The sequence below is a fragment of the Pseudochelatococcus sp. B33 genome (genome assembly GCF_053570585.1).
Genome location: NZ_JBSEFH010000009.1, coordinates 19,373 through 46,123 on the forward strand (window position 1 = coordinate 19,373; position 26,751 = coordinate 46,123).

Sequence of the window (26,751 nt, forward strand, 5' to 3'; positions counted from 1 at the left end):
GATCTCGACACGCCCTGGCGTGCCGCTATTCCGCCGCTGCGGCATTGAGCCGCACGAAACCCTGTTCGAGATCGGCCTTGAGGTCGCGCACATCCTCGAGCCCGATCTGGAGGCGAACGGTCGGCCCCTCCGGCTCCCACGGCGTCGCCGTGCGGTAGGGGGCGGCGCGGAAGGGAACGGCGAGGCTCTCGAAGCCGCCCCACGAATAGCCCAGCCCGAAGAAGCGCAGGTGATCGAGAAAGGCAGCGACGGCCTTCTGCGGTACGGGCTTCAGCACAATGGAAAAGAGGCCGCTGGCGCCGAGGAAGTCGCGTTTCCACAGCGCGTGGCCGGGGTGGCTTTCGAGTGCCGGATGGAGCACGCGCGACACCTCCGGGCGGGTTTCGAGCCAGCGCGCCAGTTCGAGCGCCGACTTCTGATGCGCCTCAAGCCGCACCGCGAGCGTGCGCAGGCCCCGCAGCGCCAGATAGGCGTCGTCGGGGCCGACGCACAGGCCGGTGTCGCCATGGGTCCGCAACAGCGCCCGCCAGGCACGTGCATTGGCCGAGACGGTGCCGAACAGCACGTCCGAATGGCCGGAAAGATACTTCGTGCCCGACCAGATCGACAGGTCGACGCCGCGCGCGTGCGCCGGGAAATAGAGCGGCGTCGCCCAGGTGTTGTCGAGCAGCACGAGGATGTCGCGCGCATGCGCCACCTCCGCGATGGCCGGGATGTCCTGCACCTCGAAGGTGAGGGAGCCCGGCGATTCGGTGAATATCGCCCGCGTGTTGGGCCGGAACAGGCGGGCGATGTCGGCGCCGACCAGCGGATCGTAGTAGGTCACCTCGACGCCGAAGCGCGTCAGCACGTTGTCGCAGAAGGTGCGGATGGGATCATAGGCGGAATCGGTCACAAGCAGGTGATCGCCCGCCTTCAGCACGGCGAACAGCGCCGTCGACACCGCCGAAAGGCCGGAGGGGCACAACACCACGCCGGCGCCGCCCTCGATGGCGCTCACAGCCTCCTGCAGGGCGGTCATGGTCGGCGAACCGCGCCTGCCGTAGCCGTAGCGGTTGGTACGCTCGGCCATGTCCCTCACGGAGGGAAACAGCACGGTGGAACCGTGATAGACCGGCGGGTTGACGAAGCCGAACGCCTCCTCGGGGTGACGCCCTGTGACCGCCAAACGGGTCGCGGGTTGCAGATCGGCGATATCGTCGGTGGAAAATTTGTGCATGGCCTGAAACCGTCCCGGAAATATGAAAAGCGACCAAGACTTTGCCGCGCCCGAAAGTGCGGCGCAAGTCGGCACGACGCAACATTTGCGGCATGAGAATTAGCGGTTGCGCGTAGGAATTGAGCATGCCGCTCTTGACCTTCATTGGAAAGTAGATTGAAATATCCGGCAGGCTGCGCTGACTGATCGCGCGCCACAGCTGGTCTATACTAATAAGCAGGAGATGTGCACCTCCGCTGCTGATGTGGATATTCTGTATGCTCTGTAAAATTCAAGATTTAATACTGATTGTGCGCACTTCTGCATTGTAACCGTGGGGATTGTACTTATGACTAGTAGAGCTTTAGCTTTCCTTGCCGCCGGTGTCGTCGCGGGAGGTATCGGCTTGGCGTCCGCGTCGGCTGCGACGCTGGATCAGGTGAAACAACGCGGCGTGCTGCATTGCGGCTCCAATCCGGGTCTGGCCGGCTTCGCCGTTGCCGACGACAAGGGAGAGTGGACCGGTTTCGACGTATCGTTCTGCCGCGCCATCGCTGCGGCGATCTTCGACGATCCGACCAAGGTCAGGTTCGTGCCGCTGACGGCGAAGGATCGCTTTACCGCCGTCCAGTCGGGCGAGGTGGACGTGCTCATCCGCAACACCACCTGGACGATGTCGCGCGACACGACGCTCGGTCTCAACCTCGGGCCGGTGAACTACTATGACGGGCAGGGCTTCATCGTGCGCCAGTCGCTCGCTCTGACGTCGGCGAAGGAGCTCGAGGGCGCGTCCGTCTGCGTACAGCAGGGGACGACGACGGAACTCAATCTGGCCGACTTCTTCCGCGTCAACAACATCAAGTACGAGCCGGTCACCTACGCCTCGGCCGTGGAGGCGGTGAAGGCCTACGATTCCGGCCGCTGCGACGCGTTCACCACCGACGCCTCGGCACTCTACGCCGAGCGCCTGCGCCTGACCACGCCGGACGATCACGTCGTGCTGCCGGAGATCATCTCCAAGGAGCCCTTTGCGTCCGTGGTACGCCACGGCGACGATCAGTGGTTAGATCTGGTGCAGTGGACGACTTTTGCGCTCATCAACGCCGAGGAGCTGGGCGTGACCCAGGCCAACCTCGACGAGCAGCTCAAGTCCGACAATCCGGAAGTGCGCCGTCTCCTGGGCGTGGAGGGCAATTTCGGCGAGGGCATCGGCCTGCCGGCGGACTGGGTGGTGCGCATCATCCGCCACGTCGGCAATTACGGCGAAATCTTCGCCGCGAACCTCGGTCCCGAGACACCGCTCGAGATCGAGCGCGGGCTGAACAACCTGTGGAACAACGGCGGCATTCTCTACGCCCCGCCGGTTCGCTGAACGCGCGCCCGCCGGCGGGAGGGAACCTTCCGCCGGCGGAGCCCGTTTCGTGGCAGGAACAGCCGGAGCATGCGCCGACGGGCGTTGCGGCTGGATCGGCTCCACCGCCTTGTGCAGGCATCGACGTTTTCCGGAAGTTTGACGCTCTCGCCAATGAACGGATGGAGGGCGGACCGGCATCGTTGGGGCCGCCCTTCGAAAAAAGAACCCCCGGGGGCGATAACAAATGAGCGAGACGACGCCCGCCCTGGGCGGGAAACGTGCATCCGATGAACCTGCCTATCGCGACGATAGGGCGTCTTCCCTGCTCTACAATCCCACCGTGCGGGGTGCCGCGTATCAGGTGGCGCTGGTCGCAGCCGTCGCCTTCATCCTTTACGAGGCGACGACGAACGCCATCGTGAACATGCGGCGGCTCGGCATCGTTTCCGGCTTCGATTTCTGGAACGCGCCGGCCGGTTTTGATATCAACCAGCGGCTGATCGGCTATAGCTCGACCTATTCGACCTATGGCGAGGCGTTCCTCGTGGGGTTGCTCAACACCCTTCTGGTCGCGGCCGTCGGCATCGTTCTCGCGACGGTGCTGGGCTTCATCGTCGGGATCGCACGGCTGTCGCGTAACTGGATCATCAGCGTAATCGCGGCGAGCTACGTGGAGTTCTTCCGCAACATTCCGCTGCTGCTGCAGCTTTACGTCTGGTACAACGCCGTCCTGCGCGCCTTGCCCGCGCCGCGCCAGTCGCTGGCGGTGGCGGACGTGGCCTATCTCAACAACCGGGGCCTGTTCGTCCCCGAGCCGATCTTCGGCCCGGGCAGCGGGGCGCTGCCGCTCGCGGCGGCGGGCGCGATCGCGGCGATCGTGCTCTATCGCCGCTGGGCGCACCGGGATCAGGACCGGACCGGCCGCCAGCACCGCACCGGCCTGGTGTCGGCGCTGCTCCTTGCAGGCTTCCTCGCGGCGGCGTGGCTCCTGGCTGGCGGACCCGTCAGCTTCAACGTGCCGGAACTGCGCGGCTTCAACATCGCCGGCGGCTTGCAGGTCTTTCCGGAATTCGTGGCGCTGCTGCTCGGGCTCAGCATCTACACGGCGGCGTTCATCGCCGAGATCGTGCGCGCCGGCATCCTGTCGGTCTCGCGGGGGCAGACGGAGGCGGCCTATGCGCTGGGACTGCGTCCCGGGGTCAGCCAGCGTCTCATTGTCATCCCGCAGGCGATGCGGGTGATCGTGCCGCCGCTCACCAGCCAGATGCTCAACCTCACCAAGAACTCCTCCCTGGCGGTGGCCATCGGCTATCCGGATCTGGTGCAGGTGTTCATGGGTACGGTGCTGAACCAGACGGGGCAGGCCATCGAATGCGTGGTAATCACCATGGGCGTCTATCTGCTGCTGAGCCTGCTGACGTCGCTCGCCATGAACATCTACAACCGCCGCGTGGCGATCGTGGAGCGATAGGAGGCGGCCGGGATGACAAGTGAAACGACCATTGGCGAAATGACTCCGCGTGCAGCCGCCTTCGTGCGCGGCGTCGGCGTGCCGGAGCAGAAGCCGCCGGTGCTCGTCGGCGGGCCGGTGGCGTGGGTGCGCGCCAACCTGCTGTCCTCGCCGCTCAACGTGCTGCTGACGCTGGTCGGGCTCTCGATCCTCTATCTGATCGTGCCGCCCATCGTCCGCTTCCTGCTGGTGGACGCGGTGTGGACCGGGAACGACCGCACCGCCTGCCTCGTGGAGACGGTGGGACGGGACGTCGGGGCTTGCTGGGCCTATGTCGGCTACCGGCTGCGGTTTTTCGTCTACGGCGCGTTCCCGGACGGGCAGCTCTGGCGGGTCAACCTGGTTTTCCTCCTGTGCATCGTCGGCATCGTCTGGCTGCTGTCGACGCGGATCCCGCGCAAGGACCTCGGCGCGGTCTACTTCTTCGCTCTGTTTCCGGTGGCGGCCTTCATCCTGCTCTACGGCTGGCCCTTCCTCGGCCTGCGCCGCGTCGACACCACGTACTGGGGCGGGGTGGTGGTGACGCTGGTGGTGGCGTTCACGGGCATCGTGGTGTCGCTGCCGTTCGGCGTCCTGCTGGCGCTCGGGCGGCGGTCTCGGCTGCCGCTGGTGCGGCTGGTGTCGGTGATCTTCATCGAGTTCTGGCGCGGGGTGCCGCTGATCACGGTGCTGATCATGGCCAACACGATGCTGCCGCTGTTTCTGCCGGGCAACCTGTCGCCGGACAAGCTGCTGCGGCCCATCGTCGGTGTGGCGCTGTTCGCCTCCGCCTACATGGCCGAGGTGGTGCGCGGCGGCCTGCAGGCGATCCCCAAGGGGCAGTTCGAGGGCGCGCAGTCTCTCGGCCTCAACTACTGGCAGATGACGCGGCTCGTGGTGCTGCCGCAGGCGCTGCGCATCGTCATCCCGGGCATCGTCAATACTTTCATCGGCCTGTTCAAGGACACCTCGCTGGTATCGATCGTCGGCATCTTCGATCTGATGCGCACCATCGAGGTGTCGCTCGCCGATCCGCGCTGGTCGACGCCGGTGACGGCCGCCACCGGCTACGCTTTCGCGGCGCTGTTTTATTTTATCTGCTGTTTTGGTATGTCTCGTTATTCTATAGCGATGGAGAAGAGATTGGCCGCCGGCCACGATCGACAGGGGACAGGGAAATGACGACCGCCGTGCACGAATCCCCGCAGGATACCCGCCAACCGGAAGACACGCCCGCCATCCGCATGATCGACGTGCACAAATGGTTCGGCGAGTTCCATGTGCTGCGCGACATCAATCTCGACGTTGCCAAGGGCGAGCGCATCGTCATCTGCGGCCCGTCGGGATCGGGAAAATCGACACTGATCCGCTGCATCAACCGGCTGGAGGAATTCCAGAAGGGCCGCATCATCGTCGGCGGCATCGAGCTGACCAACAACATCAAGCGCATCGACGAAGTGCGGCGCGATGTCGGCATGGTGTTCCAGCATTTCAATCTCTTCCCGCATCTCACCATTCTGGAGAACTGCACATTGGCGCCGATCTGGGTGCGCAAGATGCCGAAGAAGGAGGCCGAGGCCATCGCCATGCGCTATCTGGAGCGGGTGAAGATCCCCGAGCAGGCGAACAAATATCCGGGCCAGCTGTCCGGCGGCCAGCAGCAGCGCGTCGCCATCGCCCGCTCGCTGTGCATGAACCCCAAGATCATGCTGTTCGACGAGCCCACCTCGGCGCTCGATCCCGAGATGGTGAAGGAAGTGCTCGACACCATGGTCACGCTGGCCGAGGAGGGCATGACCATGCTGGTCGTCACCCACGAGATGGGCTTTGCCCGGCAGGTGGCGGACCGGGTGATCTTCATGGATCAGGGGCAGATCGTGGAGATGAATACGCCGGCGGAATTCTTCTCCAACCCGCAGCACGAGCGCACGAAAATCTTCCTCAGCCAGATCCTGCACTGATCTTCGCCGCACATCGTCATCCGGCCATTGATCTTCGCAGGCCGAGGTGCCAAACAGGACGGGGGAGATGGCGGGCGCGCGTCAGCGCACCGGAGGTCCCCGGCGGAACCCCCGGCCTTCCTATCCTGGTCCGGGGCCAACGATCTGGCGGAGCGGGGGCATGCTGTTCTTCATTTTTGTGGTCATCCTGTCACTCATCGGCGCGGTGGTGCTGTCGTCGATCCTCGGCCGGCAGGGCGTCTATGTCGCGGGCGTCGCGCTGCTCATCGGGGCGGGAATCGCGCTGCTCGGGCCCATCATCACCTCCTGCCGCGCCTGCTGGACCGAGGTGCTGAGCCTTGCGGCCTTTCTCTCGGCGCCGTTCTTCATCGTCGGCTGGATCGCGCTGGCGCAGACCAACGTGTTCCATATTCCGCAGAAACTGCTCTATGGCCTCGGCGGCCTGATGGTGCTGCAGACGCTGTGGGCTTCGCGGGTGATGATCTTCGCCACTCTCGAGGGCAATTGCCCGTGCGGTTCGGCGCTCGCCGGCTTCGTCGGCACCGAATTGTCGGCCTCGGGCTTCGACCGGCTGGCCGGCCCGTGGTTCCTGGGGGAGGCGGTCGTGACGCTCGCCATTCTCGTCAGCATCTGGCGGCGCACGCGCGCCCGGCCATCCTACGCGTGACGGTTTTCGGGCGGCGAGGGAGCAAGAAAGAGGCGCCCTTCAGGGCGCCTCATGTGTTAGGGCGGGTTGATAGATACCACCTGTGACAATGCGCGAGCCCGAGGGGCTTACGGTTCGATGATGCTGACGGTGTCGCCTTCGGGATCGTCGATTTCGGGCTGGCCGCGCTCGGCCCGCTTGGCCTTGTTCACGACATAGACGAGGTTCGACTTCGGGTCGACGGTGACATGGTTCGGGTGGCTGCCGGTCTTGAGATCGGCGATGACGCTGTAGTCCTTGCCGCTGACGATCGTCACGGTGCCCGTGCCGCGGTTGCCGACGTAGATCTGGTCGTTGGCCGGGTTGTAGGCGAGGGCGATCGCGCCGGCGCCGGTCTCGACCGATTTGATCAGCTCGCCGGTTTCCGGATTGATGACCGTCAGCGTGCCGGAAACCTGGTTGGTCACGAACAGGCGGTTGCCCTTCGCGTCGAGCACCGCCCGGATCGGCCCTTCGCCGCCGGCGCTGAACGTGCGGCTGATGGCCTTCTTCTCGAGATCGACCACGGCGATGTCGTGGCTGACGAGGCGGGTGAGGAAAAGCCGCTTGTTGGCCGCATCGAGCTCGATTCCGGCTGCGCGTCCGCCCAGATTCTCGATCACGTCGACGATCTTGTGCGTCGCGCCGTCGACGACCCAGACGGCGCTGTCCTCGCCGGGGACGGAGACATAGGCACGGTTGGCCGCCTCGTCCGCCACGACATTATAGGGATGCGCCTTCTCGCCATGCGTGAAGGTGGCGACGATCTTGCCGCTGCCCAGATCGATGACCGACGCGTTGCTGTGGCGCGTGTCGGTGGAGAAAACGGTATTGGTGGCGGCGTTGAACGCGAGCCCCAGGGCCGCCGATTCCTTGGTCGATATCTCGGACTTGAGCTCAAGCGTCTGCGGATCGAGAATCAGGATCTTGCCCTCGGGCGCGGAGCGTTGCGCCCCCGTGGCGGAAACGGCCAGTGCGCCGTTGTTGTCGAGAAAGGCCTGGTAGAGGCCGGTGCCGACCTTCTCCGTCTTCTTCACTTCGGGCGCCGCCAGGGCGGAACCGGCGACGACGAGGGCAAGGACGCCGAGCGACGCCGCGAGCAGAGGGGCCTTCGATGATGTTCTTACGGGCAGCGGGTTCATGCAGGAGCTCCTGAGATTATGTACGGTTCGGGTACGAATCGCCATGCCGGCAGGGGAACGGCTCCCGGCATATGGCGCACCTCGATCGCAGACAAGCTAAAGTATTGGCAGATGAAAATAAAGCAGTAATACAAACAATATATTTATTATAATTCCAATTCAAAATTGTTTGTAATAATTCTGAGTGTGAATTTTACGTTACATGCCTTGTGGTAAATATATTGATTGTACATCGGGAAGCATAGGTCCGTGGGCGTCATCCGGTGTTGGGGGCGCCGCGCATTCGCTGTGCTCCAAACAGAAAAGCCGAGCGGGAAGCAACGACTTCCGGCCCGGCTGTGTCGGGAATAGAGCGGCGGATCGGCGATCCGATGTTGACTGAAGGTCCTGCCGGCAGGCTCACACGCGCAGTGAGGCGAATTCCTCGTCCGGCGGCTGCAGCGACGAGGACGAGGCCCCGCTGAATTCCGGCGAGGCGATGAGGTTGCGCCATGCCTCGGCGACGTTGACCGACTTGCGGAAGAATTCCTCGAAAGATTCCTGCGACAGGCCCTCGAACGACAGATGATCGACGTAGATCAGGCGGCTTTCCTGACGGTCGAGCCCGACCGCGCCCGAGCCGACCAGCAACCCCGCGAGATTGACCTCGAGCAGATTGGCGTAGATTTCCGCGTTGTTGGTCGCCGGGAAATCGCCCAGAATGGACAGAAGCACCAGATGCTTCTTTTCGGGGTTGTACTGCGCGTCGATGACGATGTCGTCGAAGCTGAGCCGGATGGCGTTGTTTTCGTCGAGCGCCAGGTCTGGGATACCCAGCTTGCGACCAAAGTCAGAGAACAGAATCTTGGGATCCGCGACAGTAGACATTCGACCTAGCTCCGTAACAGTGCGCAGGCAGCCGTATAACTCAAAATAACGCGGCCATCATACGGAACAACGCCACGGCAGTCAAACATCAATCAAATATTAATTGGGGAATCGATGTATATCGAAGAAAAGAAGTCTTAAGAGTATTATTCTATATATTCGAACCAATCCATCTCTTATAATAATATATGATCTTCCATATCAATAAAATGCCATACCCGATGCCTGAATGTTCTGTTGTCTTCGGGCTGCAGTCGTCGAAGGTCTTGTGTTCAATCGCCCGCGCCGCCTCTTTCGCTGCCGTGCGGACGCGGCTCCGTCGCCGTCGTGTCCCGCGCGGTGGTGCCGGCGTGTTTCTGCTCCGCCGCGAAGCGGGCCTCTTCGGCCTTGTGCCTGAACTGCGAGCACACGAGCCATCCCTTGGCCGGGCGCAGCACAGCGAGGCAGCCGAACAGGATCAATGGGAAGGTCGTGAAGAAATGGACCCAGAGGGGAGCGCCGAAGGACAGCTCCAGCCAGAGGCCGACCGCAAGCGCGGGGATGCTGCCGATCCACATGGCGAAGAACGCCGGACCGTCGGCGGGGTCCGCGAAGGAATAGTCGAGGCCGCAGACCTCGCAGCGCTCGGCGAGGCTCAGGTAGCCCTTGAAGAGATGACCTTCGCCGCAGCGCGGACAGCGTCCCTGCACCCCGAGCACGAAGGGCGACTTGTCCGTTCCCTCGATATCGATCGCCGACATGATCAGAACTCCCGGAGTGTGCTGCAGATGATACCCGTCTCAGATAGAACGATCGCCTGCCCGCCGCAATGGCGCGCGCGGCGGCCGCTCACGCGGCCCGGTCGTCCGGCCGTTCGTCGCTTTTCGGTTCGCCGGCTTGCCCGTACAGCGTCCTGGACAGCCGCGAGCGCTCGAACAGGACCACGACAACGATGGCGAACCCGAGCGGTATCAGGAGATAGAGCAGCCGGAAAACCAGCAGCGCGGCGAGAATGTCCGACTGGGAGAGATGCTCGCTCGCCATCGCGTTGAGGAACACGAACTCCAGCACGCCGAGCCCGCCCGGCGCATGGGAGACGAGGGCGAGCGAGAACGAGGCGAGGAAGACGCCGAGCACGACGAAATACCCGGGATTGCCCGCCTCCGGCAGGGCGAAATAGATGATGCCGGCAGCACCGATCAGCTCCAGAGGCGCGGCGAAAAGCTGCCGGAAGGTGACGGGCAGGCGCGGATAATAGACCGCGAACTTGCCGATGATCAGCGGCTTGAACTCGCGCCACGAGCCGAGCACGTAGAGCGCCACCAGCGCGAGAAGCCCCACGCCGGTGACCTGTGCGAGCCAGATGGGCGCGTCGATCAGCCGCAACACGATTTCCGGCTCGCCGACCAGCACGAGGCCGCCGAGCAGGATGGTTCCGAGCGCGAAGGTGAACGAGCACAGCGCCACGAGCACCCCGATCTCTCCGAGGCTGAGGCCGAGGCTCCCATAGGCGCGAAACCGCACCATCGCCCCGGAGAGCACGGATGCGCCGATGTTGTGCGACAGCGCATAGGTGGTGAAGGAGATCAGCGATACCGCGACCCACGACACCTTGCGCCCCAGATGCAGCAGCGCGATGCGGTCGTACCACGCCAGTGCGCCGTAGGCGACGAATGTCGCCAGAATGCACAGCATCCACTGCCGCAGCCCGATATCGGTCAGGCTGGCCCAGACGTCGTCCGCCGAGATGCCCTTCAACTCCTTGTAAAGAAGCCAGAACGAGAAAACGACGGCAACGAGGCCGACCACCGGCCACACATATTCAAGCTTCTTTTTCATCGTCATTCTGGCGTCTGGTAGGGGAGCTGGAAAGTGCAGTCGTCGATGACACCCTCCGGGCTTGCGCATTCGGTCAAGGTGGTATCGCAGGATTGACATGATGATGGCAAGAGGGCGAATCCACCTTATGATCTAAACTTTCCATGAGCGACGATGACCGAGGCGGCAATGGCGGTTCACACGTCCGCCAGCGCACCTGAGGCCCGCCGTGTCACGCCGCTTCCCCACCCGGCGGCGGGCGGCGCTTCCCGGCCCGACGGCAGCCGCGCGCGGCACGGAACGAGACCGCCATTCCGGAAATCCGGCAAGCATTCCGGAACGGCGGCCGGACACGCGTGCTGCCTTTCCTGTGGATCGAATCCGGGCCGGGCTTCGGACGGCGGTGTCCGGCGGTGCATTTTTCACATGTCCGGCATTCGTGAAGCTTGCCGCCGCCGCGGCGGCGTCGTATCCATTCATTCAACGCATACCCGGTGTGCCGTCGCCAAGGGCGGCGCACGAAGAAGATGCGGATCGCACGCGACGGCCCGGGGGATACGCTTGGCGGAATAGGCCCGCTGTGCAAAAGGGGCGAAGCAGATTTTTCGGGGGGTCAATCGACGTTGGCATATTTTGTCGACCAATTCGTCAATGGACTGACGCTTGGCGCGGTCTACGGCCTGATCGCCATCGGCTACACGATGGTCTACGGGATCATCGGCATGATCAACTTCGCCCACGGCGAGGTGTTCATGATCGGCGCTTTCATCTCCCTCATCGTCCTGTTGATGCTGGCCCAGCTCGGCGTGGCGTCGGTGCCGGTCGCCATCCTGATCACGCTGGTGCTCTCGGCCGTGTTCACGGCGCTGTGGGGATATGTCATCGAGAGAATCGCCTATCGGCCGCTGCGCGGCGCCATGCGGCTGGCGCCGCTCATCTCCGCCATCGGCATGTCGATCCTGCTCCAGAGCTTCGTGCAGCTCGTGCAGGGAGCGGGGCAGAAGTCGCTCGCGCCGCTGATCACAGGGCGCGTCACGCTCGGCACGATCGACGGTCTGACGGTGGAGGTGGCGGTGGTGCGCGTCGTCATCATCACGGTGACGCTGACGCTGATGGCCGCGTTCAGCCTGTTCGTCGCCCGCACCAGCTTCGGGCGCGCCCAGCGCGCCTGCGAGCAGGACCGCAAGATGGCCGAGCTGCTCGGCGTCAACGTGGACAAGGTGATCTCGCTGACCTTCGTTTCGGGCGCGGTGCTCGCCGCCGTGGCGGGGCTGCTCTACACCGTCTACTATGGGTCGATCGACTTCTTCATCGGCTTCCTTGCCGGCCTGAAGGCGTTCACCGCCGCGGTGCTCGGCGGCATCGGCTCGCTGCCGGGCGCGATGCTGGGTGGCTTGCTGATCGGCCTCATCGAAGTATTCTGGGCGGGCTATGCGTCGGCCGAATACAAGGACGTCGCGGTGTTCGCCATCCTTGTGCTCGTGCTTCTCTTCCGGCCGACCGGCCTGCTTGGCCGCGTTGTCGTCGAGAAGGTGTAAGAAGGGGTAGGGGCGGGCGTCGCGCCCGCTCAAACAGGGACGGGTGCGGTGACTTTCCGTGGAAAGGTCGTCCCGCCCCCATCCTTCAGTGTCGTCGTGATCCAGACACGAATCGGGAGAAGGAAAATGAAACTGTCTGCCAAAACGGCTCTCGCCGGCGTTGCCATGCTGGCGCTGCTCGCGGGTGCGACGGCGGCGCGCGCCGACGTCACCTTCGCGCTTGGCATTCCCGCCACCGGCGGGCAGATCGCCGCGCTCGGCGCCCAGGCGCGGCTCGGCGCGGAGACGGCGGTCGCCGCCGTCAACGCCCAGGGGGGCATCAACGGGGAGAAGATCATCCTCCAGATCGCCGATGACCAGTGCGATCCCAAGAACGCGGTCTCGGCCGCCAATCAGGTCGTGTCGCGCGGCATCAAGTTCGTGCTCGGCCACCTGTGCTCGGGCGCGTCGATCGCCGCTTCCGACGTCTACAACGACGAGGGCGTGCTGGCGCTCACCGCCTCCGCCACGGCGCCGGAACTGACCGAGCGCGGCTATCCGCTCATCTTCCGCGCCAACGGCCGGGACGATCAGCAGGGCGCCGTGGGCGGCCAGTTCATCGTCGACAAGTTCAAGGACAAGCGCATCGCCATCATCGACGACCGGCAGATCTACGGCCAGGGCCTCGCGCGCGAGGCGGGCAAGGTGCTCGAGGCCGCCGGCATCAAGCCGGTCTATGTCGGCACCATCAACGCCGGCGAGCGCGACTACTCGGCGCTGGTCAGCCGCCTCAAGGACGAGAACGTCGACATCGTCTATTTCGGCGGCTACCACACCGAACTCGGCCTCATCGTGCGCCAGGCCCGCCAGGCGGGCCTCCAGACGCGCTTCATCGGCGCGGACGGCCTTGCCGCCAACGAGTTCTGGTCGGTTGCGGGCGAGGGCGGCGCGGGCACGCTGTTCACCTTCTCCGCCGCCGCCAAGGACCTGCCGAGCGCGCAGGAGGCCTATGCCGAACTCAAGAAGGGCGGCGATCCGGACAACTTCGCCTTCTACTACTATGCCGCGGTGCAGACGCTGGCCCAGGCCATCGCCAAGGCCGGCCAGGACCCGGAGAAGGTCGCCGAGGTGCTGAAGTCCGACAGCTTCGACACCATCGTCGGCACCTTCCGCTTCGACGAGAAGGGCGATCTCGTCGATCCCGAATATGTGATCTTCGAGTGGGACAACGGCGCTTACGAGCCGACGAAACTCTGATCGCCCATGACCGGCCCCGCCCGCGCCCGCCGCGGGCGGGGCTTTCGGGGTATCCCGGCAAGCAACGACAGAATCGGGGAACGAGCCGTTCATGAGCCAGTACGCGGCGTCAGATGCATCCGAAAGCCTGCTGAAAGGCGCGCTGCGCGAGGCGGCCATCGCCGGCGTCATCATGGTGGGGCTCGCCCTGCCGCTCGTGGGCTTCGAGCTGGAAAACCGGACCGGCGGCGGCGTGGCCATCGACTACCGGTTCGACTGGGTGGTGATCGCGGCGCTGGTGACCTTCTTCGGGCGCTTCACCGTCGCGATGTCGCGCCCTTGGCTTGCGGGCGCGTTCGGCCGCAGGCCCTCGCTGGCGGCGGATGCCCGCACCACGCGGACGGGCGTCTCCGGCCGGCTCACCTCCGCCCATCTCGGGCTCGCCATGGGGCTGGTGGCGCTGGTGCTGCCCTTCCTGCCGATCGCCGACCGCTATGTCGTCGACACCGCCACGACGGTGATGATCTACATCATGCTCGGCCTCGGGCTGAACATCGTCGTCGGGCTCGCGGGGCTCCTCGACCTCGGCTACGTGGCGTTCTACGCGGTGGGGGCCTATGCCTTCGCGCTGCTGTCGACCGTCTACGGCCTCTCGTTCTGGATCTGCCTGCCGCTCGCCGGGATTCTGGCGGCCTTCTTCGGCATCCTGCTCGGCTTTCCGGTGCTGCGGCTGCGGGGCGACTATCTCGCCATCGTGACGCTCGGTTTCGGCGAGATCATCCGGGTGGTGCTGATCAATTTCGACGCGCTCACCGGCGGCCCGAACGGCATCGGCGGCATCCCGCGGCTCACCTTCTTCGGCTTTCCCTTCGTCAACCGCGCGCCCGAGGGGGTCACGCCGTTCCACGAGCTGTTCGGTATCCCCTTCGCGGCGGTCCACCGGGTGATCTTCCTGTATTACGTGATCTTTGCGCTGGTGCTGATCACGGCGCTGGTGTCGATGCGGCTGCGGCGCCTGCCCATCGGCCGGGCGTGGGAGGCGCTGCGCGAGGACGAGATCGCCTGCCGGTCACTTGGCATCAACGTGACCATGGTTAAGCTGTCGGCGTTCGCGATCGGCGCGATGTTCGGCGGCTTCGCGGGTACGTTCTTCGCCGCCCGGCAGGGGCTTGTCAGCCCCGAGAGCTTCACCTTCTGGGAGTCCGCGCTGGTGCTGATGATCGTCGTGCTCGGCGGGCTCGGCAGCCAGACGGGCGTCGTGCTCGCCGCGATCGCGGTCGTGGCGCTGCCGGAGTTCTCGCGCGATCTGGCGCAGTTCCGCATGCTGGCGTTCGGCGCGGCGATGGTGGCGCTGATGGTCTGGCGCCCGCGCGGCATCATCGGCTCGCGCGCGCCGAGCCTGCGCCTTGCGGAGGAACCGGCGACCGCCCCGCAAGGGGCATGAATTCCGCTTATATGCTAAAGCATGGGGTCCGATCAGCATCAGAACGGGGGCGAGCTATGATGAAGACTTCTCTCAGTGCGGCAGCGACGCTGCTGTTTGGCGCGGGCCTCGCCATGGCGCAGGCGCCGGTCGTGGCGATCACCTCCATCGTCGACCACCCGGCGCTGAACGCGGTGCACGAGGGCGCGAAGGACGCGCTCGGCCGCGCCGGTTTCAACGACGGCAAGGAAATCCGGGTCATTTTCGAGAACGCGCAGGGCCAGCCCGCCACGGCGGTGCAGATCGCCCGCAAGTTCGTGGGCGAGAGTCCCGCCGTCATCATCGCCATCTCGACCCCCTCGGCGCAGGCGGCGGCCGCGGCCACCAAGGCGATACCCGTCGTGTTCAGCGCCGTGACCGATCCCGTGGGCGCGCAGCTCGTCGCTTCCACCGAGAAGCCCGGCGGCAACGTCACCGGCGTGTCGGACCGTTCGCCCGTCGACGATCAGGTGGCCCTCATCCGCGAGCTGACGCCCGACGTGAAGACCGTCGGCGTGCTGTTCAACCCTGGCGAGCCCAATTCCGTCACCTCGGTGAGGGAGTTGAAGGAGGCGGCCGGCAAGATCGGCCTCTCGGTGATCGAGGCCCCGGCGACCAAGACGGCCGAGGTGCAGGGCGCGGCGCGCGCGCTGGTCGGCAAGGCGGACGCGGCGTTCGTGCCGACCGACAACACCGTCGTGTCGGCCTTCGAGGCGGTGGCGGGCGCGCTGGCGGCAGCGAAGATCCCGCTCTACGCCGCCGACACCGACAGCGTCGCACGCGGCGCGCTGGCGTCCGTCGGCTTCAACTACCGCCAGGTCGGCGAGCAGACGGGCGAACTCGCCGCGCGCATTCTGAAGGGCGAGAAGCCGGCGGATCTGCCGGTGCTGTTCGCGCAGGGCACCGATCTCTTCATCAACAAGAGTGTGGCGGAAAAGATCGGCGTCGCCCTTCCGGATGAGGTTCTGCAGCGCGCGGTGACGGTCATCGACTGATTTTCGTTGACAGAGCGGGTATCGGCGTGCACTCGCACGCCGATATTCCTTTTTTGGCGAATCCATCCCGGACAGGTTGTGGCAGCATCATGAGCAGTATCGCCTTTCTGGGTGCAGTCGAGCTTGGCCTGATTTACGCCCTCGTGGGTCTCGGCGTCTATCTGTCCTTCCGTGTGCTCGACTTTCCCGATCTGACCGTCGACGGCTCGTTTCCGCTCGGCGCGGCTGTGACGGCGGTTCTGCTCGTCGCCGGCGTCGATCCGTGGGCCGCCACGGGGGCGGGCATGCTGGCCGGGGCGGCTGCCGGTTTCGTGACCGCCTTTGTGTCGGTGCGTTTCGGCGTGCTGCATCTGCTCGCCTCCATCCTGACGATGATCGCGCTCTTTTCCGTCAACCTGCGGGTGATGGGCCGTCCGAACGTGGCGCTCCTGAACGAGCGGACGGTGCTGACGCCCTGGCTCGGCGGCATGGTGCCGGACGAATACGTGCGGCCGCTGTTTCTGGCGGCGGTCGTGGTCGTCGCGGTCGCGGTCGTGGCGCTGTTCCTGCGCTCCGAGATCGGCCTCGCCATGCGGGCGACGGGCGCCAATCCGCGCATGGCGCGGGCGCAGGGCGTGCGCACGGGGGTGCAGATCGTCATCGGCGTCATGGTGTCGAACGGGCTCGTCGGGCTCGCGGGCGCGCTGTTCGCGCAGACCAACGGCTTCGCCGACGTGACGTCCGGGGTCGGCACCATCGTCGTGGGTCTCGCGGCGGTCATCGTCGGCGAGACGCTGGTGCCGGGGCGGCGCATCGTCTGGGCGCTCGCGGGCTGCGTCATCGGCGCAGTGATCTATCGCCTTGCGGTGCAGACGGCGCTGTCGATCGACTTTCTCGGTCTGCAGGCGTCCGATCTCAATCTCGCTACCGCGCTGCTGGTGCTGGTGGCGCTCGTCCTGCCCAAGCTCAGGCATCGCGTGCGGGGGAGGGCTTCCGCATGATCGAGGTCGCCGATCTCGTTGTCACGTTCAACGCCGGCACGCCGCTGGAGCGGCAGGCGCTGCGCGGCGTGTCGTTGCGGCTGGAGGAGGGGGAGTTCATCTCCGTCATCGGCTCCAACGGCGCCGGCAAGTCGACCCTGCTCGGGGCGATCGCGGGCGATGTGCCGCCCGCGTCCGGGCGGGTGCTGCTGTCCGGGGCCGATGTCACCCGCGTGTCCGCGCAGGCCCGCTCGCGCCACGTCGCGCGGGTGTTTCAGGATCCGCTCGCCGGCAGTTGCGGCAATCTCTCCATCGCCGAGAACCTGGCGCTGGCGGCCTCCCGCGGCCAGCGGCGCTCGTTCCTGCCGGCGCTGCGGCACGCCAGGCTGTCGAGGATCCGCGCGCGCATCGAGGAGCTCAACCTCAGGCTCGAGGACCGGCTCGACCAGCCGATGGGGTCGCTCTCCGGCGGCCAGCGGCAGGCGCTGTCCCTCGTCATGGCGACGCTCGCCCCCTCCAGCGTGCTGCTGCTCGACGAGCACACGGCCGCGCTTGATCCGCGCAACGCCGAGTTCGTGCTCGACCTCACGCGCGATCTCGCCGCCCGATTCAACCTCACGGTGCTGATGGTGACGCATTCCATGCGCCACGCGCTCGACACCGGCAGCCGCACGGTGATGTTGCACGAGGGGCGCATCCTGCTCGACGTCGCGGGCGAGAAGCGCGCCGGCCTCACGATCGAGGACCTGCTCGACGAGTTCCGCAAGGCGCGCGGCGAGGCGCTGGCGGAGGACAGGCTGCTGACCGGCTGATGGTTCTGCATCTTTCCCCGCCACCGCCCTACCGACCGGACCGCACGCCGAGACTCGTGCTGGTGCAGGTGCTGCGGGCCATCGCGGCGCTGTTCATCGTCTTCGTGCATGCCCAGTTCGATGCCATCCATTTCGGCGGGCCGGCGGGGTTCGTCCCCATCCGCGCCCTGCCGTGGGAGGTGGGCGTCGACATCTTCTTCGTCATTTCCGGCTTCGTCATCGTTCACGCCACGCGCGGCCAGTTCGGCCGGCCGGGGGCGGCGCGCACCTTCATGGCGCGCCGGCTCATCCGCATCGTGCCGCTCTACTGGCTGGCGACGGCGCTGTTCCTGCTCGTCGCGCTCGCCCGGCCCGGCGCGCTCAACAGCCCGCCGCCGACGGGCGCGGAGATTGCCGCCTCGTTCCTTTTCATGCCCCACATCAACAGCCTCGGCGTCGCGCAGCCGGTGCTGACGCTGGGCTGGACGCTGAATTACGAGATGGCGTTCTACGTCGTCTTCGCGGCCGCGATGGCCGCCGCCCTGCCGCGGCGGCAGACCGTGCTGGCGGTCGCCCTGTTCTTCGCCGCGCTGACCGGGCTCGGTCTGCTGGTGGCGCTGCCGATGCCGCTGTCGTTCTGGGCCAATCCGATGGCGCTGGAATTCGTCGCCGGCATGGGGATCGCGCTTGCCCGCGACACCGGCGGACGTCCCGGCATCATCCTGCGCGCGGTGTTGGCGGCGGCGGCGATCCGCATGCTGCACGCCGACCTCACGCAGGACGGCATCGAGCGCTCCCTCGCGCTCGGCGTGCCGGCGGCCATGCTGGTGGTGGCGGCCGTATTCGGCCCCGAGCCGCGCCTGCCGCCCCCGCTCGCGCGCCTGCTCGTGCTGCTCGGCGACGCTTCTTATGCGCTTTATCTCTTCCACCCGTTTGCGCTTCGCACAACACGGCTTATGCTCTCAGGCACGGAGATCGCGCCGTGGGCCTATATCGCGATCGCCACCGCCGCGGCGGTGGTGCTGGCGGTTGCGATCCATGTCGCGATCGAGAAGCCGGTGATGGGCTATCTGCGCCGGCGGCTGGAGGAAGGGCGGCAATGAACGCGAATGCCGGCAGCAGCAGCGGAAGTCCGCAGGACGAAGTCCAAGATTTCCAGTTAGAGGACGTGCCGATCATCGATCTGCGGGAGGTGCTCCAACCGCCGCAGGACATCCCGCCGCCGGAGGCGCCGCCTGCGCCCGCCGGCAAACCAGGCCCCGAACCGGCTCCACCCGGCACGGCCGGGGAGGTCGCCGCTTCCGTCGACGCACCTCCCGATAGGCCCGCCGCGCAGGAGCCTGTCGCGCGCGAGCCTCCTGCGCGGCGGCGCATAGCGCGGGAACCTGCCGCGCGAGAGCCCATCGCCCCGGCGCCCGTCGCGTGGGAGCTCCTCGGGCGGGGGTTCCCTGCGCAGGAGCCCATAGCGCGGGAGCCCGTTGCGCAGGCGCCGGTAGCGCAGGCGCCGGTGGCCCCGGAGAGCGGCGGCTGGCTCGTGCCGTTCCTGGCGGGCGCGTTGCTGGGGGCGGGTGGGTTCTACGCCACGCTGTGGCTGCTGGCGCTCATCTGACGGCGCGTTCGTCCAGCGTGACGATCTGCCCGGTCACCGGGTCGTATCCGCGCGTGGTGAGGGCGATGCGCGAACGCGCCCCGTCGGGTTCGATCGTCAGCAGGTGATAGCCCGCCCGGTGGTCGAGGGTGCCGCTGATCGCCGATGCGGACGGCGCGCCGAGAACCGGGACGGGCCTGCCGCCGGCCCCGCCGATTTCTGCGAACATCGTTCTATGATTATGGCCGTGCAGGATGATTTCGGCCCCTTCATTGGCGATGACGCGCTCGAAGGCGGCTGCGTCCGTGAGGCCCCGGCCGGCCCTGGCGCCTTCCCTGTAGGGCGGGTGATGCACCAGCACCACGCGGCACAGACCCTGCCGGCCGAGTGCGGCGAGCGCGGTTTCCAGCGCCGCGAGCTGGGCCGGCCCGAGCGAGCCGGAAGCGAGGAACGGCAATGTCGGCACGCCGGACGACAGGCCGATCAGCGCCACGCCGTCCCGTTGCCTGACATAGGGAAACGTCACATGGGGAGACGTTACCTGGGGAGACGTCACCTGGTGAGACGTCGTCGCGGCCGCGTCGTCGCCGCGCATCCACGGTCCGAGCTCCCGCAGCATCGGCACCAGCGCCGAGCGCACGTAGGCATCATGGTTGCCGGGCACGAAGCTGACGCGTTCCGGGGTGCCGAGCCGTTCCAGAAAGCCGCGCGCGGGCGGAAACTCGCTGGCAAGGCCGATGTTGACGATGTCGCCGGTCATGGCAACGTGATCGGGCGCATGGGCGGCGATATCGTCGAGCACGCGCGCCAGCAGGGCCATGTCGTGGGTGCGTGACCGGCCCCGCCGCCAGTTCGCGAATCCGGTCAGGCGCTTGCCCATCAGGTCGCGCAGCCGGGGCTGCGGCAACGGGCCGATGTGGGCGTCGGACAGATGGGCGATGCGCATGGTGCCTCGGGCGGTTCTCGGATGTTTCCATGTCGCCGGTGAGGGCGCGCGGGTCAAGCGCCGCGGACCATAATTATGTCGCCGGCAGGCCGCACACGGCGATGGACAGGTCGATGCGGGAGTGATAAGTGGCGTGGCGGAAGGATGACGACGATGGTCGGGTTCGGCATGATTCAGCGACGACGACGCCGGTGCGCACGCACCGTCCGTGCGCTCGCGCGCGTGCCGTCGTGAAGCGGGCGCGCTGATCCGCCGTATTCATCGTCAGACCGCCCTGACGCGGTCGCATCCGGTAATTCCCCTTCATGAACTCCTCACTTGCGCTGACCATCCGCCGGGAGCACCCCTCCGACCGGGACGCCATAGAACGCATGCACGAACGGGCCTTCGGCCCGGGGCGTTTCGCCCGCACGGCCTATCGCCTGCGCGAAGGCGTGCCGCCGATCGCCGATCTGTCGTTCGTGTCGCTTGTCAGCACGCTGACCGTGGGATCGGTGCGTCTCACGCCCGTGCTGGCCGGGGCGGCGCCTGCCCTCGTGCTCGGGCCGCTGACCGTGGAGCCGGCTTTCATGGACCGCGGCATCGGCGCGGGGCTGATGCAGGTCTCGCTCGACGCGGCGCGCGAGGCCGGCCACGGGCTGGTGCTGCTGGTGGGCGACGAGCCCTATTACAGCCGCTTCGGCTTCAGGATCGTGCCCTTCGGCCGCCTGACGCTGCCGGGGCCGGTCGATCCGCAGCGCTTCCTCTATTGCGAACTGAGCGAGGGCGCCTTCGCGGGCGTCAGCGGGGCCGTGGCGCCGGCGCCAAGGGCAGCCTGACCCGGCCGGGCAGCCTGAGATCCGGCTTACCCGCTCCGCCTGCGGCCCTCGACCAGCCACGCGGCGATGACAGCCCAGACGATCAGCGCCAGTCCGGCGAGGCCGACGCCGAGCGGAAACTCGTGCACGCCCCGCACCACCGCGCTGTCGCTCGGGCGCAGTCCGATCCAGCCGTTGCCGGCGAAGGTGGAGCCGGCATGCACCAGATCGATGCGCGGAACGGTCGGTGTCGCGCTGCCGGTGTCCACCCGCACGGTGGCGCCGCCGGTTGCGGCCGAGAGGCCCTCGAGACGCGACGTGTCGCTGAACACATCCGCCATCTCGCGCGGGTTGTCCGGCCCGGCGTTGACGAAGGCCGACAGCGTGCCGTCGGTGAGGCGGTAGAGGCCGAGCTGGTCATTGGCGACATTGGCCGAGAACAGGCCGGGCCTGACCTGCGCCAGCGTCGCCGTCTGCACGCTGCCGTCGGGCGCGGTCACCGTCACGGGTGCCGCGGTGTCCGCCATGGTCTGGCGCTCGATGGCGATGAAGCCGTCGCGGGAGAAGGCGCGCAACGCCTCCTCCTCCAGCGCGGGCTCGCGCATCAGCCAGTGGGAGAGGCGGCGCAGCAGGTCCACGTGCGGGCCGCCGCCATCGAAACCGCGTGCCCACAGCCAGGCGTGATCGGACAGGAGCAGCGCGATCCGCCCGCGCTCGTAGCGGGAGAGGATGAGCAGCGGCAGGCCCTCGGTGCCGTCCATGAGCGCCGTTCCGCCGTGCACGTCGGCGCCGATCTGCCGCAACCACGGTCCCCAGTTGGGCGATCCGCCGGCGGCCACGCTTCCCGGCAGGTCGCGCGTCACCGGGTGGCGGCCGCCCAGCGTCGAGATCTGCGGGCGAAAGCCGGCCTCGTGGATGCGCCCGTCGGGCGTCGCTGGCAGGATGGCTCCGAGCGACGTGCGCGCCACGCTCGACGCCCCGGCGAATTCCGGTCCCGCCGCCAGCAGCAGCGCGCCGCCCTCGCGGACGTATTCGGCGATGTTGTCGTAATAGACCGGCGGCAGCACCGTGAGGTTGGCGTAGCGGTCGAAGATGATGAGGTCGAAGTCCTGAATGCGCTCCTGGAACAGGGCGCGTGTCGGAAAGGCGATCAGCGACAGCTCGTTGATCGGCGTGCCGTCCTGCTTCTCCGGCGGGCGCAGGATGGTGAAGTGGACGAGATCGACGTTCGCGTCCGACTTCAGCAGGTTGCGCCACGTGCGCTCGCCCGGATGCGGCTCTCCCGACACCAGCAGCACACGCAGCTTGTCGCGCACACCCTCGATGGTCAGCACGGCGCGGTTGTTGATCGGCGTCAGCTCGCCCTCCAGCGGCTCCACCTCCAGTTCCAGCACGTTGGGGCCGGGATGCTCGATGGGGATGGCGAGCGGCACCGGCCGCCCGGCGGGCGCCTGCACGGAGCCGAGCTCGGTGCCGTCGCGGCGCACGGTGAGCCGCGCCATGCCGGGGCCGCCCCGCTCGTCGACGAGAACGCGGATGGTGAGGCTGCGCCCGACGATGCCGAAGCGCGGCGCGTCGACCAGCGCCACGCGCCGGTCGCGCTCCTGCCGCTCGCCGGTGACGAGCGCATGCAGCGGCGCGGTGAAGCCGAGCAGCGACGCCGAGGCGGGCACGTCATGCACGACGCCGTCGGTGATCAGCACGACGCCGGCGACGCGCTCGGCCGGCACGTCGGCCAGCGTGCGCGCCAGCGCGCCGAAAAGGCGCGTGCCGTCGCCGCCGTCGCCCTCAGCCACATTGACGAAGCGCGACTCGACGCCGGGCAGGGCGGCGAGCTGGCGCGTGACCTGCGCCAGCACCTCGTCGGTCTGCCGCTCGCGCGGCCCGAGCTTCTGCGAGGCACTGCGGTCGGTGACGACGGCGACGATGTCGTTGAGCGGCTCGCGCTCCAGCGACACCAGCGCCGGATTGGCGAGCGCGCCGATGAGCAGCAGCAGCGCCGCGCCGCGCAGCAGGCCGGCGAGCCACCCGCGCCGCAGCACGGCGGCGACCGTCAGCACGGCGGCGAGCAGCCCGAGCCCCGCCAGAACGGCAGGCGGCACCAGGGGGGAGAAACCGAGCGACGGCAGATCGGTGAACATGGCGCGCCGCTCCCTATTGTCCGAGCCGGTCGAGCAGGGCGGGCACGTGCACCTGATCGGCCTTGTAGCTGCCGGTGAGGACGTACATCACCATGTTCATGCCGCCGCGCGCCGCCATCTCGTGCTGGTCGGGGTCCGATCCCACGGTGGGAAACAGCGGGTTGCCGAAATCGTCGGACGCCCAGGCGGCGGCGAGATCGTTGCTGGTGATGATGATCGGCGACACGTTGTCGCCGCTGCGCACCGGGCGCGGCTCGCCCTCGGGCACGGGCGGCAGGGCCTCGACCCAGGTCTCGCCGGTGGCGTAGCGGCCGGGGAAATGGTCCATCAGGAAGAACGTCTTGGTCAGCACATGATCCGCCGGTACGGGTTCGAGCTCGGGAATGTCGAGGCCCGCGAGCATCTGGCGCAGGCGGACCGTCTCCGGCGTGGGCGCGCCCTGGGTGGCCGCGCCTTGCAGCCACGCGTCGCGCGTGTCGAAAACGACCGTTCCGCCCGACTTCATGAATGCGTCGATACGCCGCAGCGCGGCGTTCGACGGCAATGGCCGGTCGGCCACGACGGGCCAGTAGATCAGCGGGTAGAACGCCAGCTCGTCCGTCGCGGGGTCGACCCCCACCGGGTCACCGGGTTCGAAGGAGGTGCGGTAGGAGAGCTCCTGGCTCAATCCGGTGAGCCCCGCGCGACTGGCTTCGTCCACCTCGTCGTTGCCGGTGATCACATAGGCGAGGCGCGTCTGCAGCGCCGCCTGCCGGTCGACGTCGGATATCTGCGGAAGCGGCTGCGCACTCGGCAGGGATGCGCTCGTCTGTGCCGGCGCGGGCGCCGGCGCGAGCGCCAGGAACACCACCGAGGCCGCGAGCCCGGCCTGGCCCACGCCCGCCGCGCTTCTGCGCCGCCGGCCGCGCCCGCGGCCGGAAAGGGCGCTGATGCCGGTGTCGAGCATGAACAGCAGCAGCGCCACGAGCAGCAGCGGCCGGCGCAGGTCGATGTTCTGCGGCGAGGTCAGCGGCTGCACGGCGTCGGCGACGGCCGCCACGTCGAGCGGCGCCGGCCGGTCGCCGGGCCCCAGCACGTTGACGGCGGTGGGCGCCTCGTTCGAGCCGTAGAACCCCGCCGGGTGGTCGATCGAGGCGCGGATGAGCGCGCTGCGCGCCACGGGCCGCGCGGTGGGGGGCGGGCTGCGGAAGGCCCCGAAGCCGTCAAGAGTGCGTTGCGGCGACACGGTTTCAGCGGCCGCGGCAGCCTCGCCCTCGCCTGTGGGGCCGGCGGCTTCGGACAGCGCGATGATCCGGCGCAGGATCTCGACGAAGGTTCCCGACAGCGGCAGGTTGGACCACGTGGCGTCGGCGGTGACGTGGACGAGGACGATCAGGCCCTCGCCGCGCCGGTCGGCGGTGATCACCGGCGTGCCATCCGTCAGCGCCGCCCATGTCCGGCGCGTCAGGTCGGCGTCCGGCTCGGCCAGGATCTGCCGGCTGACAGTGACCTCGTCCGAGATGGCGAGGCCGTGGAACGGGCTCATCTCCGGGAAGGGCGCGAGCGTGCGCGGCGTGTCCCATGACAGCGCGCCGCCGATGGTGCGCTCGCCCTGCCGCAGGCGCACCGGCACGAGCACCTCGTCGCTGTTGGCCATGCGCGGCCCCGAAAAGCGCAGCAGGATGCCGCCGCGCTCGACGAATTCCTCAAGCCTGTCCGCCGTTTGCGCGTCGATCACGCCGATGTCGGTGAGCGCGATCACGGTGGCGTTCTCGTCGATCAGCCGGGCGACGGCATCGGGGACCGCGCCGCGCGGCTCGCGCAGCTCCGCATAGGGCTCCAGTGCGCGCGCGAGGTAGAACGTCGGCGCGAGCAGAGGCTGGCTCGCGGTGTCCGCGCCAGCGCCCGACACCAGCCCGACGCGGTGGCGGCGCTGGCGGCCGTCGACGAGCGCCACCGCGCCGGCCGAGTTCTGCCCGACGACGTCGATGCGGGCGATGTTGTTGCGGATCTCGACCGGCAGCTCGAAGCGGGCTTCCGCCTCCAGTGCGTCGGGCGCGAACGCGAACGCCGCCTCGCCCAGCGTCAGCCCGCGAAGGTCGGTGGCGCGCAGCCGCCCTTCCGCCGGTCCCCGCGAATCGGCGCGGCCGACCTGCACCGTCATCCCCTCGCGCGTGTTGGCGGTGTCGGCAAGCGTCAGCCCCTCCGGGGAAGGGTTCGCCCGCACGACGAGCGCCCGCTCGCCGGCCTGCGCCTGCAAGCGGGCGGCGAAATCGTCGTTCTGCGCGGGTGCGTCGGCTTCCGCCGTCCGCAGGGTCGTCCGGTCCGTTATCCAGACGATGGCGGCATCGGGGTATTGGCCGAGGAAGCGTTCGATCGCGGGAAGGTGCGCGCTGCGTGCCGCCGCGTGCGACAGGGGCTGGAGCGCGCGCAGCCGTTCCGTGGCCTCGATGGCCCCGGTCGGTGCGATGTCCGCCGGCGCCTCGGCGAGGCCGACGACCGCCGCCGGCCGATTGCCGCGCGCAGCGCCCTCCAGCGTCTCGCGGGCGCTTTCCTGGCGTTCCGACCAGTCGTTGGCGGCGGAAAAGCCGTTGTCGATCAGCAGCAGCACCGGCCCGCCGCCGGGCGTGACGGGCAGCGGGTTCCAGGCCGGCCACGCACAGGCGAGAATGACGAGCGCGGCGACGAGAAGGCGCAGCAGCAGAAGCCACCAGGGCGTGCGCGCCGGCGTCTGGCGCTTCGGGACGAGGTCGAGCGCCAGCCGCAGCGGCGGAAAGGCGATCTGCCGGGGCGCGGGCGGCGTCACGCGCAGCAGCACCCACAGCACGGGCAACGCAGCCAGCGCCAGCAGCACCAGCGGGGCGGCGAAGGCAAGCGGTGTGCCGAACAGTGTCAGTCCCGGCATGGTCACGCCCTCTCGTTGCGGCGGCTCGCGACAAGCGCCAGCACGCGCAGCGCCGCCTCGCTCGCCGGGCGGTCGGTATGGTGGACGGTGAGCGTGAATCCGCGCCGGGTCAGGATGTCGCGCAGCCCCTCGCGGTGGCCCGCGATGCGCTTGCGGTAGTCGTCGCGCCATGCCGCCGCGTCGCCGAGCCGCAGCCGCTCCCCGGTCTCCGGATCGAAAAGCTCGGTCTGGCCGGTAAAGGGAAAGACCTCCTCCACGGGATCGACGATCAGAATGGCGTGGCCGCCCGCGCCACTTGTGGCGATGGATGAAACAACCTCGTCAATATCCTGCAGGGGAACGAGAAAATCGCCGATGATCAATGCCTCGTCTCGCCGCTTGAGCGGGGTCGCGGGCGGCAGGTCGCGCGTGGCGCCTGCCGCGTCCGCCGCCAGCGCCTCGGCGATCTGCTCGCCGATGCGCCGCGAGGCACGCGGGCTGAGCAGCCCCATGTAGCCGACGCGCTCGCCCGCGAACACCAGCGTTTCCGCCAGCGCGAGGCCGAGCACGATGGCGCGCTCCACCTTCGGCGCCGACGCGTGGGCCGATGCATAGGCCATGGAAACCGAGCGGTCGATCCAGAGCTGCACGGTCTGCGCCGCTTCCCATTCGCGCTCGCGCACGTAGAGCCTGCCGTCGCGGGCGGAGCGGCGCCAGTCGATATTCCCGGCGGATTCGCCCGAGTGGAACGGGCGGAACTGCCAGAAGCTTTCTCCCGGTCCCGCGCGGCCGCGTCCATGGATGCCGTGGGCGAGGCTCGCCGACACCCGGCGCGATTCGAGCACGAGACGGGGCAGGCGGGCGGCCAGATCGTGCGCGATCTCCGCTTCCCCCAGTCCGGGAAAACGACTTTGATCAGGCTGGATCGCCACATGCACCATGGGCAGGGTTCCGGTTGGGGTT

The 26,751-nt window shown here is 67.7% G+C and carries 23 protein-coding genes; 14 read left to right on the plus strand and 9 right to left on the minus strand.

What is annotated here, in order from left to right; genetic code table 11:
* Positions 1-25: 25 nt before the first annotated feature.
* Positions 26-1,219: a cystathionine beta-lyase gene (gene metC / locus ACUSIJ_RS11505; RefSeq protein WP_449308531.1), complete on the minus strand. Its 1,194-nt coding sequence runs from the start codon at positions 1,217-1,219 to the stop codon at positions 26-28.
* 328 nt (positions 1,220-1,547) lie between these two features.
* Between metC and ACUSIJ_RS11510 the strand changes: the two genes are divergently transcribed.
* The 5 genes from ACUSIJ_RS11510 to ACUSIJ_RS11530 all read left to right on the plus strand — a co-directional run bounded on the left by ACUSIJ_RS11510 (position 1,548) and on the right by ACUSIJ_RS11530 (position 6,669).
* A complete protein-coding gene (locus ACUSIJ_RS11510; RefSeq protein ID WP_449308532.1) occupies positions 1,548-2,570 on the plus strand; it encodes an amino acid ABC transporter substrate-binding protein in 1,023 nt (340 codons plus the stop codon).
* Positions 2,571-2,796: 226 nt separating this feature from the next.
* A complete protein-coding gene (locus ACUSIJ_RS11515; RefSeq protein ID WP_449308533.1) occupies positions 2,797-4,023 on the plus strand; it encodes an amino acid ABC transporter permease in 1,227 nt (408 codons plus the stop codon).
* Positions 4,024-4,035: 12 nt separating this feature from the next.
* The gene (locus ACUSIJ_RS11520; RefSeq protein ID WP_449308534.1) at positions 4,036-5,223 is read left to right on the plus strand and encodes an amino acid ABC transporter permease; all 1,188 of its coding nucleotides are present in this window, start codon (positions 4,036-4,038) and stop codon (positions 5,221-5,223) included.
* A 62-nt stretch (positions 5,224-5,285) separates the two neighbouring features.
* Complete coding sequence (locus ACUSIJ_RS11525) at positions 5,286-6,002, plus strand: amino acid ABC transporter ATP-binding protein (protein WP_449308700.1); 717 nt, start codon at positions 5,286-5,288, stop codon at positions 6,000-6,002.
* 160 nt (positions 6,003-6,162) lie between these two features.
* Positions 6,163-6,669: a hypothetical protein gene (locus ACUSIJ_RS11530; RefSeq protein ID WP_449308535.1), complete on the plus strand. Its 507-nt coding sequence runs from the start codon at positions 6,163-6,165 to the stop codon at positions 6,667-6,669.
* Positions 6,670-6,776: 107 nt separating this feature from the next.
* Here ACUSIJ_RS11530 and ACUSIJ_RS11535 read toward each other — a convergent pair whose 3' ends face one another.
* The 4 genes from ACUSIJ_RS11535 to ACUSIJ_RS11550 all read right to left on the minus strand — a co-directional run bounded on the left by ACUSIJ_RS11535 (position 6,777) and on the right by ACUSIJ_RS11550 (position 10,514).
* A complete protein-coding gene (locus ACUSIJ_RS11535) occupies positions 6,777-7,829 on the minus strand; it encodes a YncE family protein (protein WP_449308536.1) in 1,053 nt (350 codons plus the stop codon).
* 399 nt (positions 7,830-8,228) lie between these two features.
* The gene (locus ACUSIJ_RS11540) at positions 8,229-8,696 is read right to left on the minus strand and encodes a type III secretion system chaperone (RefSeq protein WP_449308537.1); all 468 of its coding nucleotides are present in this window, start codon (positions 8,694-8,696) and stop codon (positions 8,229-8,231) included.
* Positions 8,697-8,968: 272 nt separating this feature from the next.
* A complete protein-coding gene (locus ACUSIJ_RS11545; protein ID WP_449308538.1) occupies positions 8,969-9,436 on the minus strand; it encodes a DUF983 domain-containing protein in 468 nt (155 codons plus the stop codon).
* Between the two features lie 88 nt (positions 9,437-9,524).
* Complete coding sequence (locus ACUSIJ_RS11550) at positions 9,525-10,514, minus strand: lysylphosphatidylglycerol synthase transmembrane domain-containing protein (RefSeq protein WP_449308539.1); 990 nt, start codon at positions 10,512-10,514, stop codon at positions 9,525-9,527.
* Positions 10,515-11,116: 602 nt separating this feature from the next.
* On the opposite strand from ACUSIJ_RS11550, the gene ACUSIJ_RS11555 reads away from it, so the two are divergent.
* The 8 genes from ACUSIJ_RS11555 to ACUSIJ_RS11590 all read left to right on the plus strand — a co-directional run bounded on the left by ACUSIJ_RS11555 (position 11,117) and on the right by ACUSIJ_RS11590 (position 19,062).
* On the plus strand, positions 11,117-12,031 hold the full coding sequence (locus ACUSIJ_RS11555) for an ABC transporter permease subunit (RefSeq protein ID WP_449308540.1): 915 nt from the start codon (positions 11,117-11,119) through the stop codon (positions 12,029-12,031).
* 126 nt (positions 12,032-12,157) lie between these two features.
* Positions 12,158-13,267, plus strand: a complete 1,110-nt coding sequence (locus tag ACUSIJ_RS11560; RefSeq protein WP_449308541.1) for an ABC transporter substrate-binding protein — start codon at positions 12,158-12,160, stop codon at positions 13,265-13,267.
* Between the two features lie 91 nt (positions 13,268-13,358).
* On the plus strand, positions 13,359-14,690 hold the full coding sequence (livM, locus tag ACUSIJ_RS11565; RefSeq protein WP_449308542.1) for a high-affinity branched-chain amino acid ABC transporter permease LivM: 1,332 nt from the start codon (positions 13,359-13,361) through the stop codon (positions 14,688-14,690).
* Positions 14,691-14,749: 59 nt separating this feature from the next.
* The gene (locus tag ACUSIJ_RS11570; RefSeq protein WP_449308701.1) at positions 14,750-15,703 is read left to right on the plus strand and encodes an ABC transporter substrate-binding protein; all 954 of its coding nucleotides are present in this window, start codon (positions 14,750-14,752) and stop codon (positions 15,701-15,703) included.
* 89 nt (positions 15,704-15,792) lie between these two features.
* Positions 15,793-16,683 (plus strand): ABC transporter permease, encoded by an 891-nt coding sequence (locus ACUSIJ_RS11575; protein ID WP_449308543.1) that lies wholly within the window; start codon positions 15,793-15,795, stop codon positions 16,681-16,683.
* Positions 16,680-17,474 carry an ABC transporter ATP-binding protein gene (locus tag ACUSIJ_RS11580; RefSeq protein WP_449308544.1) on the plus strand — a complete coding sequence of 265 codons (795 nt, stop codon included), beginning with the start codon at positions 16,680-16,682 and terminating at the stop codon, positions 17,472-17,474. The genes ACUSIJ_RS11575 and ACUSIJ_RS11580 overlap by 4 nt, the downstream gene beginning before the upstream one ends.
* The gene (locus ACUSIJ_RS11585) at positions 17,474-18,556 is read left to right on the plus strand and encodes an acyltransferase family protein (RefSeq protein WP_449308545.1); all 1,083 of its coding nucleotides are present in this window, start codon (positions 17,474-17,476) and stop codon (positions 18,554-18,556) included. The genes ACUSIJ_RS11580 and ACUSIJ_RS11585 overlap by 1 nt, the downstream gene beginning before the upstream one ends.
* Positions 18,553-19,062, plus strand: a complete 510-nt coding sequence (locus tag ACUSIJ_RS11590) for a hypothetical protein (RefSeq protein ID WP_449308546.1) — start codon at positions 18,553-18,555, stop codon at positions 19,060-19,062. The genes ACUSIJ_RS11585 and ACUSIJ_RS11590 overlap by 4 nt, the downstream gene beginning before the upstream one ends.
* Here the strand turns inward: ACUSIJ_RS11590 and ACUSIJ_RS11595 are convergent.
* A complete protein-coding gene (locus ACUSIJ_RS11595) occupies positions 19,055-19,987 on the minus strand; it encodes a metallophosphoesterase family protein (protein ID WP_449308547.1) in 933 nt (310 codons plus the stop codon). The two genes, ACUSIJ_RS11590 and ACUSIJ_RS11595, sit on opposite strands and share 8 nt — an antisense overlap.
* Before the next feature lie 305 nt (positions 19,988-20,292).
* Here ACUSIJ_RS11595 and ACUSIJ_RS11600 point away from each other — a divergent pair, with 305 nt between their 5' ends.
* Positions 20,293-20,805, plus strand: coding sequence for a GNAT family N-acetyltransferase (locus tag ACUSIJ_RS11600; RefSeq protein ID WP_449308548.1), 513 nt, complete (start codon positions 20,293-20,295; stop codon positions 20,803-20,805).
* Between the two features lie 26 nt (positions 20,806-20,831).
* Here the strand turns inward: ACUSIJ_RS11600 and ACUSIJ_RS11605 are convergent, their stop codons facing one another.
* Genes ACUSIJ_RS11605 through ACUSIJ_RS11615 form a run of 3 tightly spaced genes read right to left on the minus strand, consistent with a single transcriptional unit; the run spans position 20,832 to position 26,729 of the window.
* Positions 20,832-22,913 (minus strand): hypothetical protein, encoded by a 2,082-nt coding sequence (locus ACUSIJ_RS11605; RefSeq protein ID WP_449308702.1) that lies wholly within the window; start codon positions 22,911-22,913, stop codon positions 20,832-20,834.
* Between the two features lie 25 nt (positions 22,914-22,938).
* Positions 22,939-25,809, minus strand: coding sequence for a DUF4159 domain-containing protein (locus ACUSIJ_RS11610; RefSeq protein WP_449308549.1), 2,871 nt, complete (start codon positions 25,807-25,809; stop codon positions 22,939-22,941).
* 2 nt (positions 25,810-25,811) lie between these two features.
* A complete protein-coding gene (locus tag ACUSIJ_RS11615; protein ID WP_449308550.1) occupies positions 25,812-26,729 on the minus strand; it encodes a DUF58 domain-containing protein in 918 nt (305 codons plus the stop codon).
* Positions 26,730-26,751 lie beyond the last annotated feature (22 nt).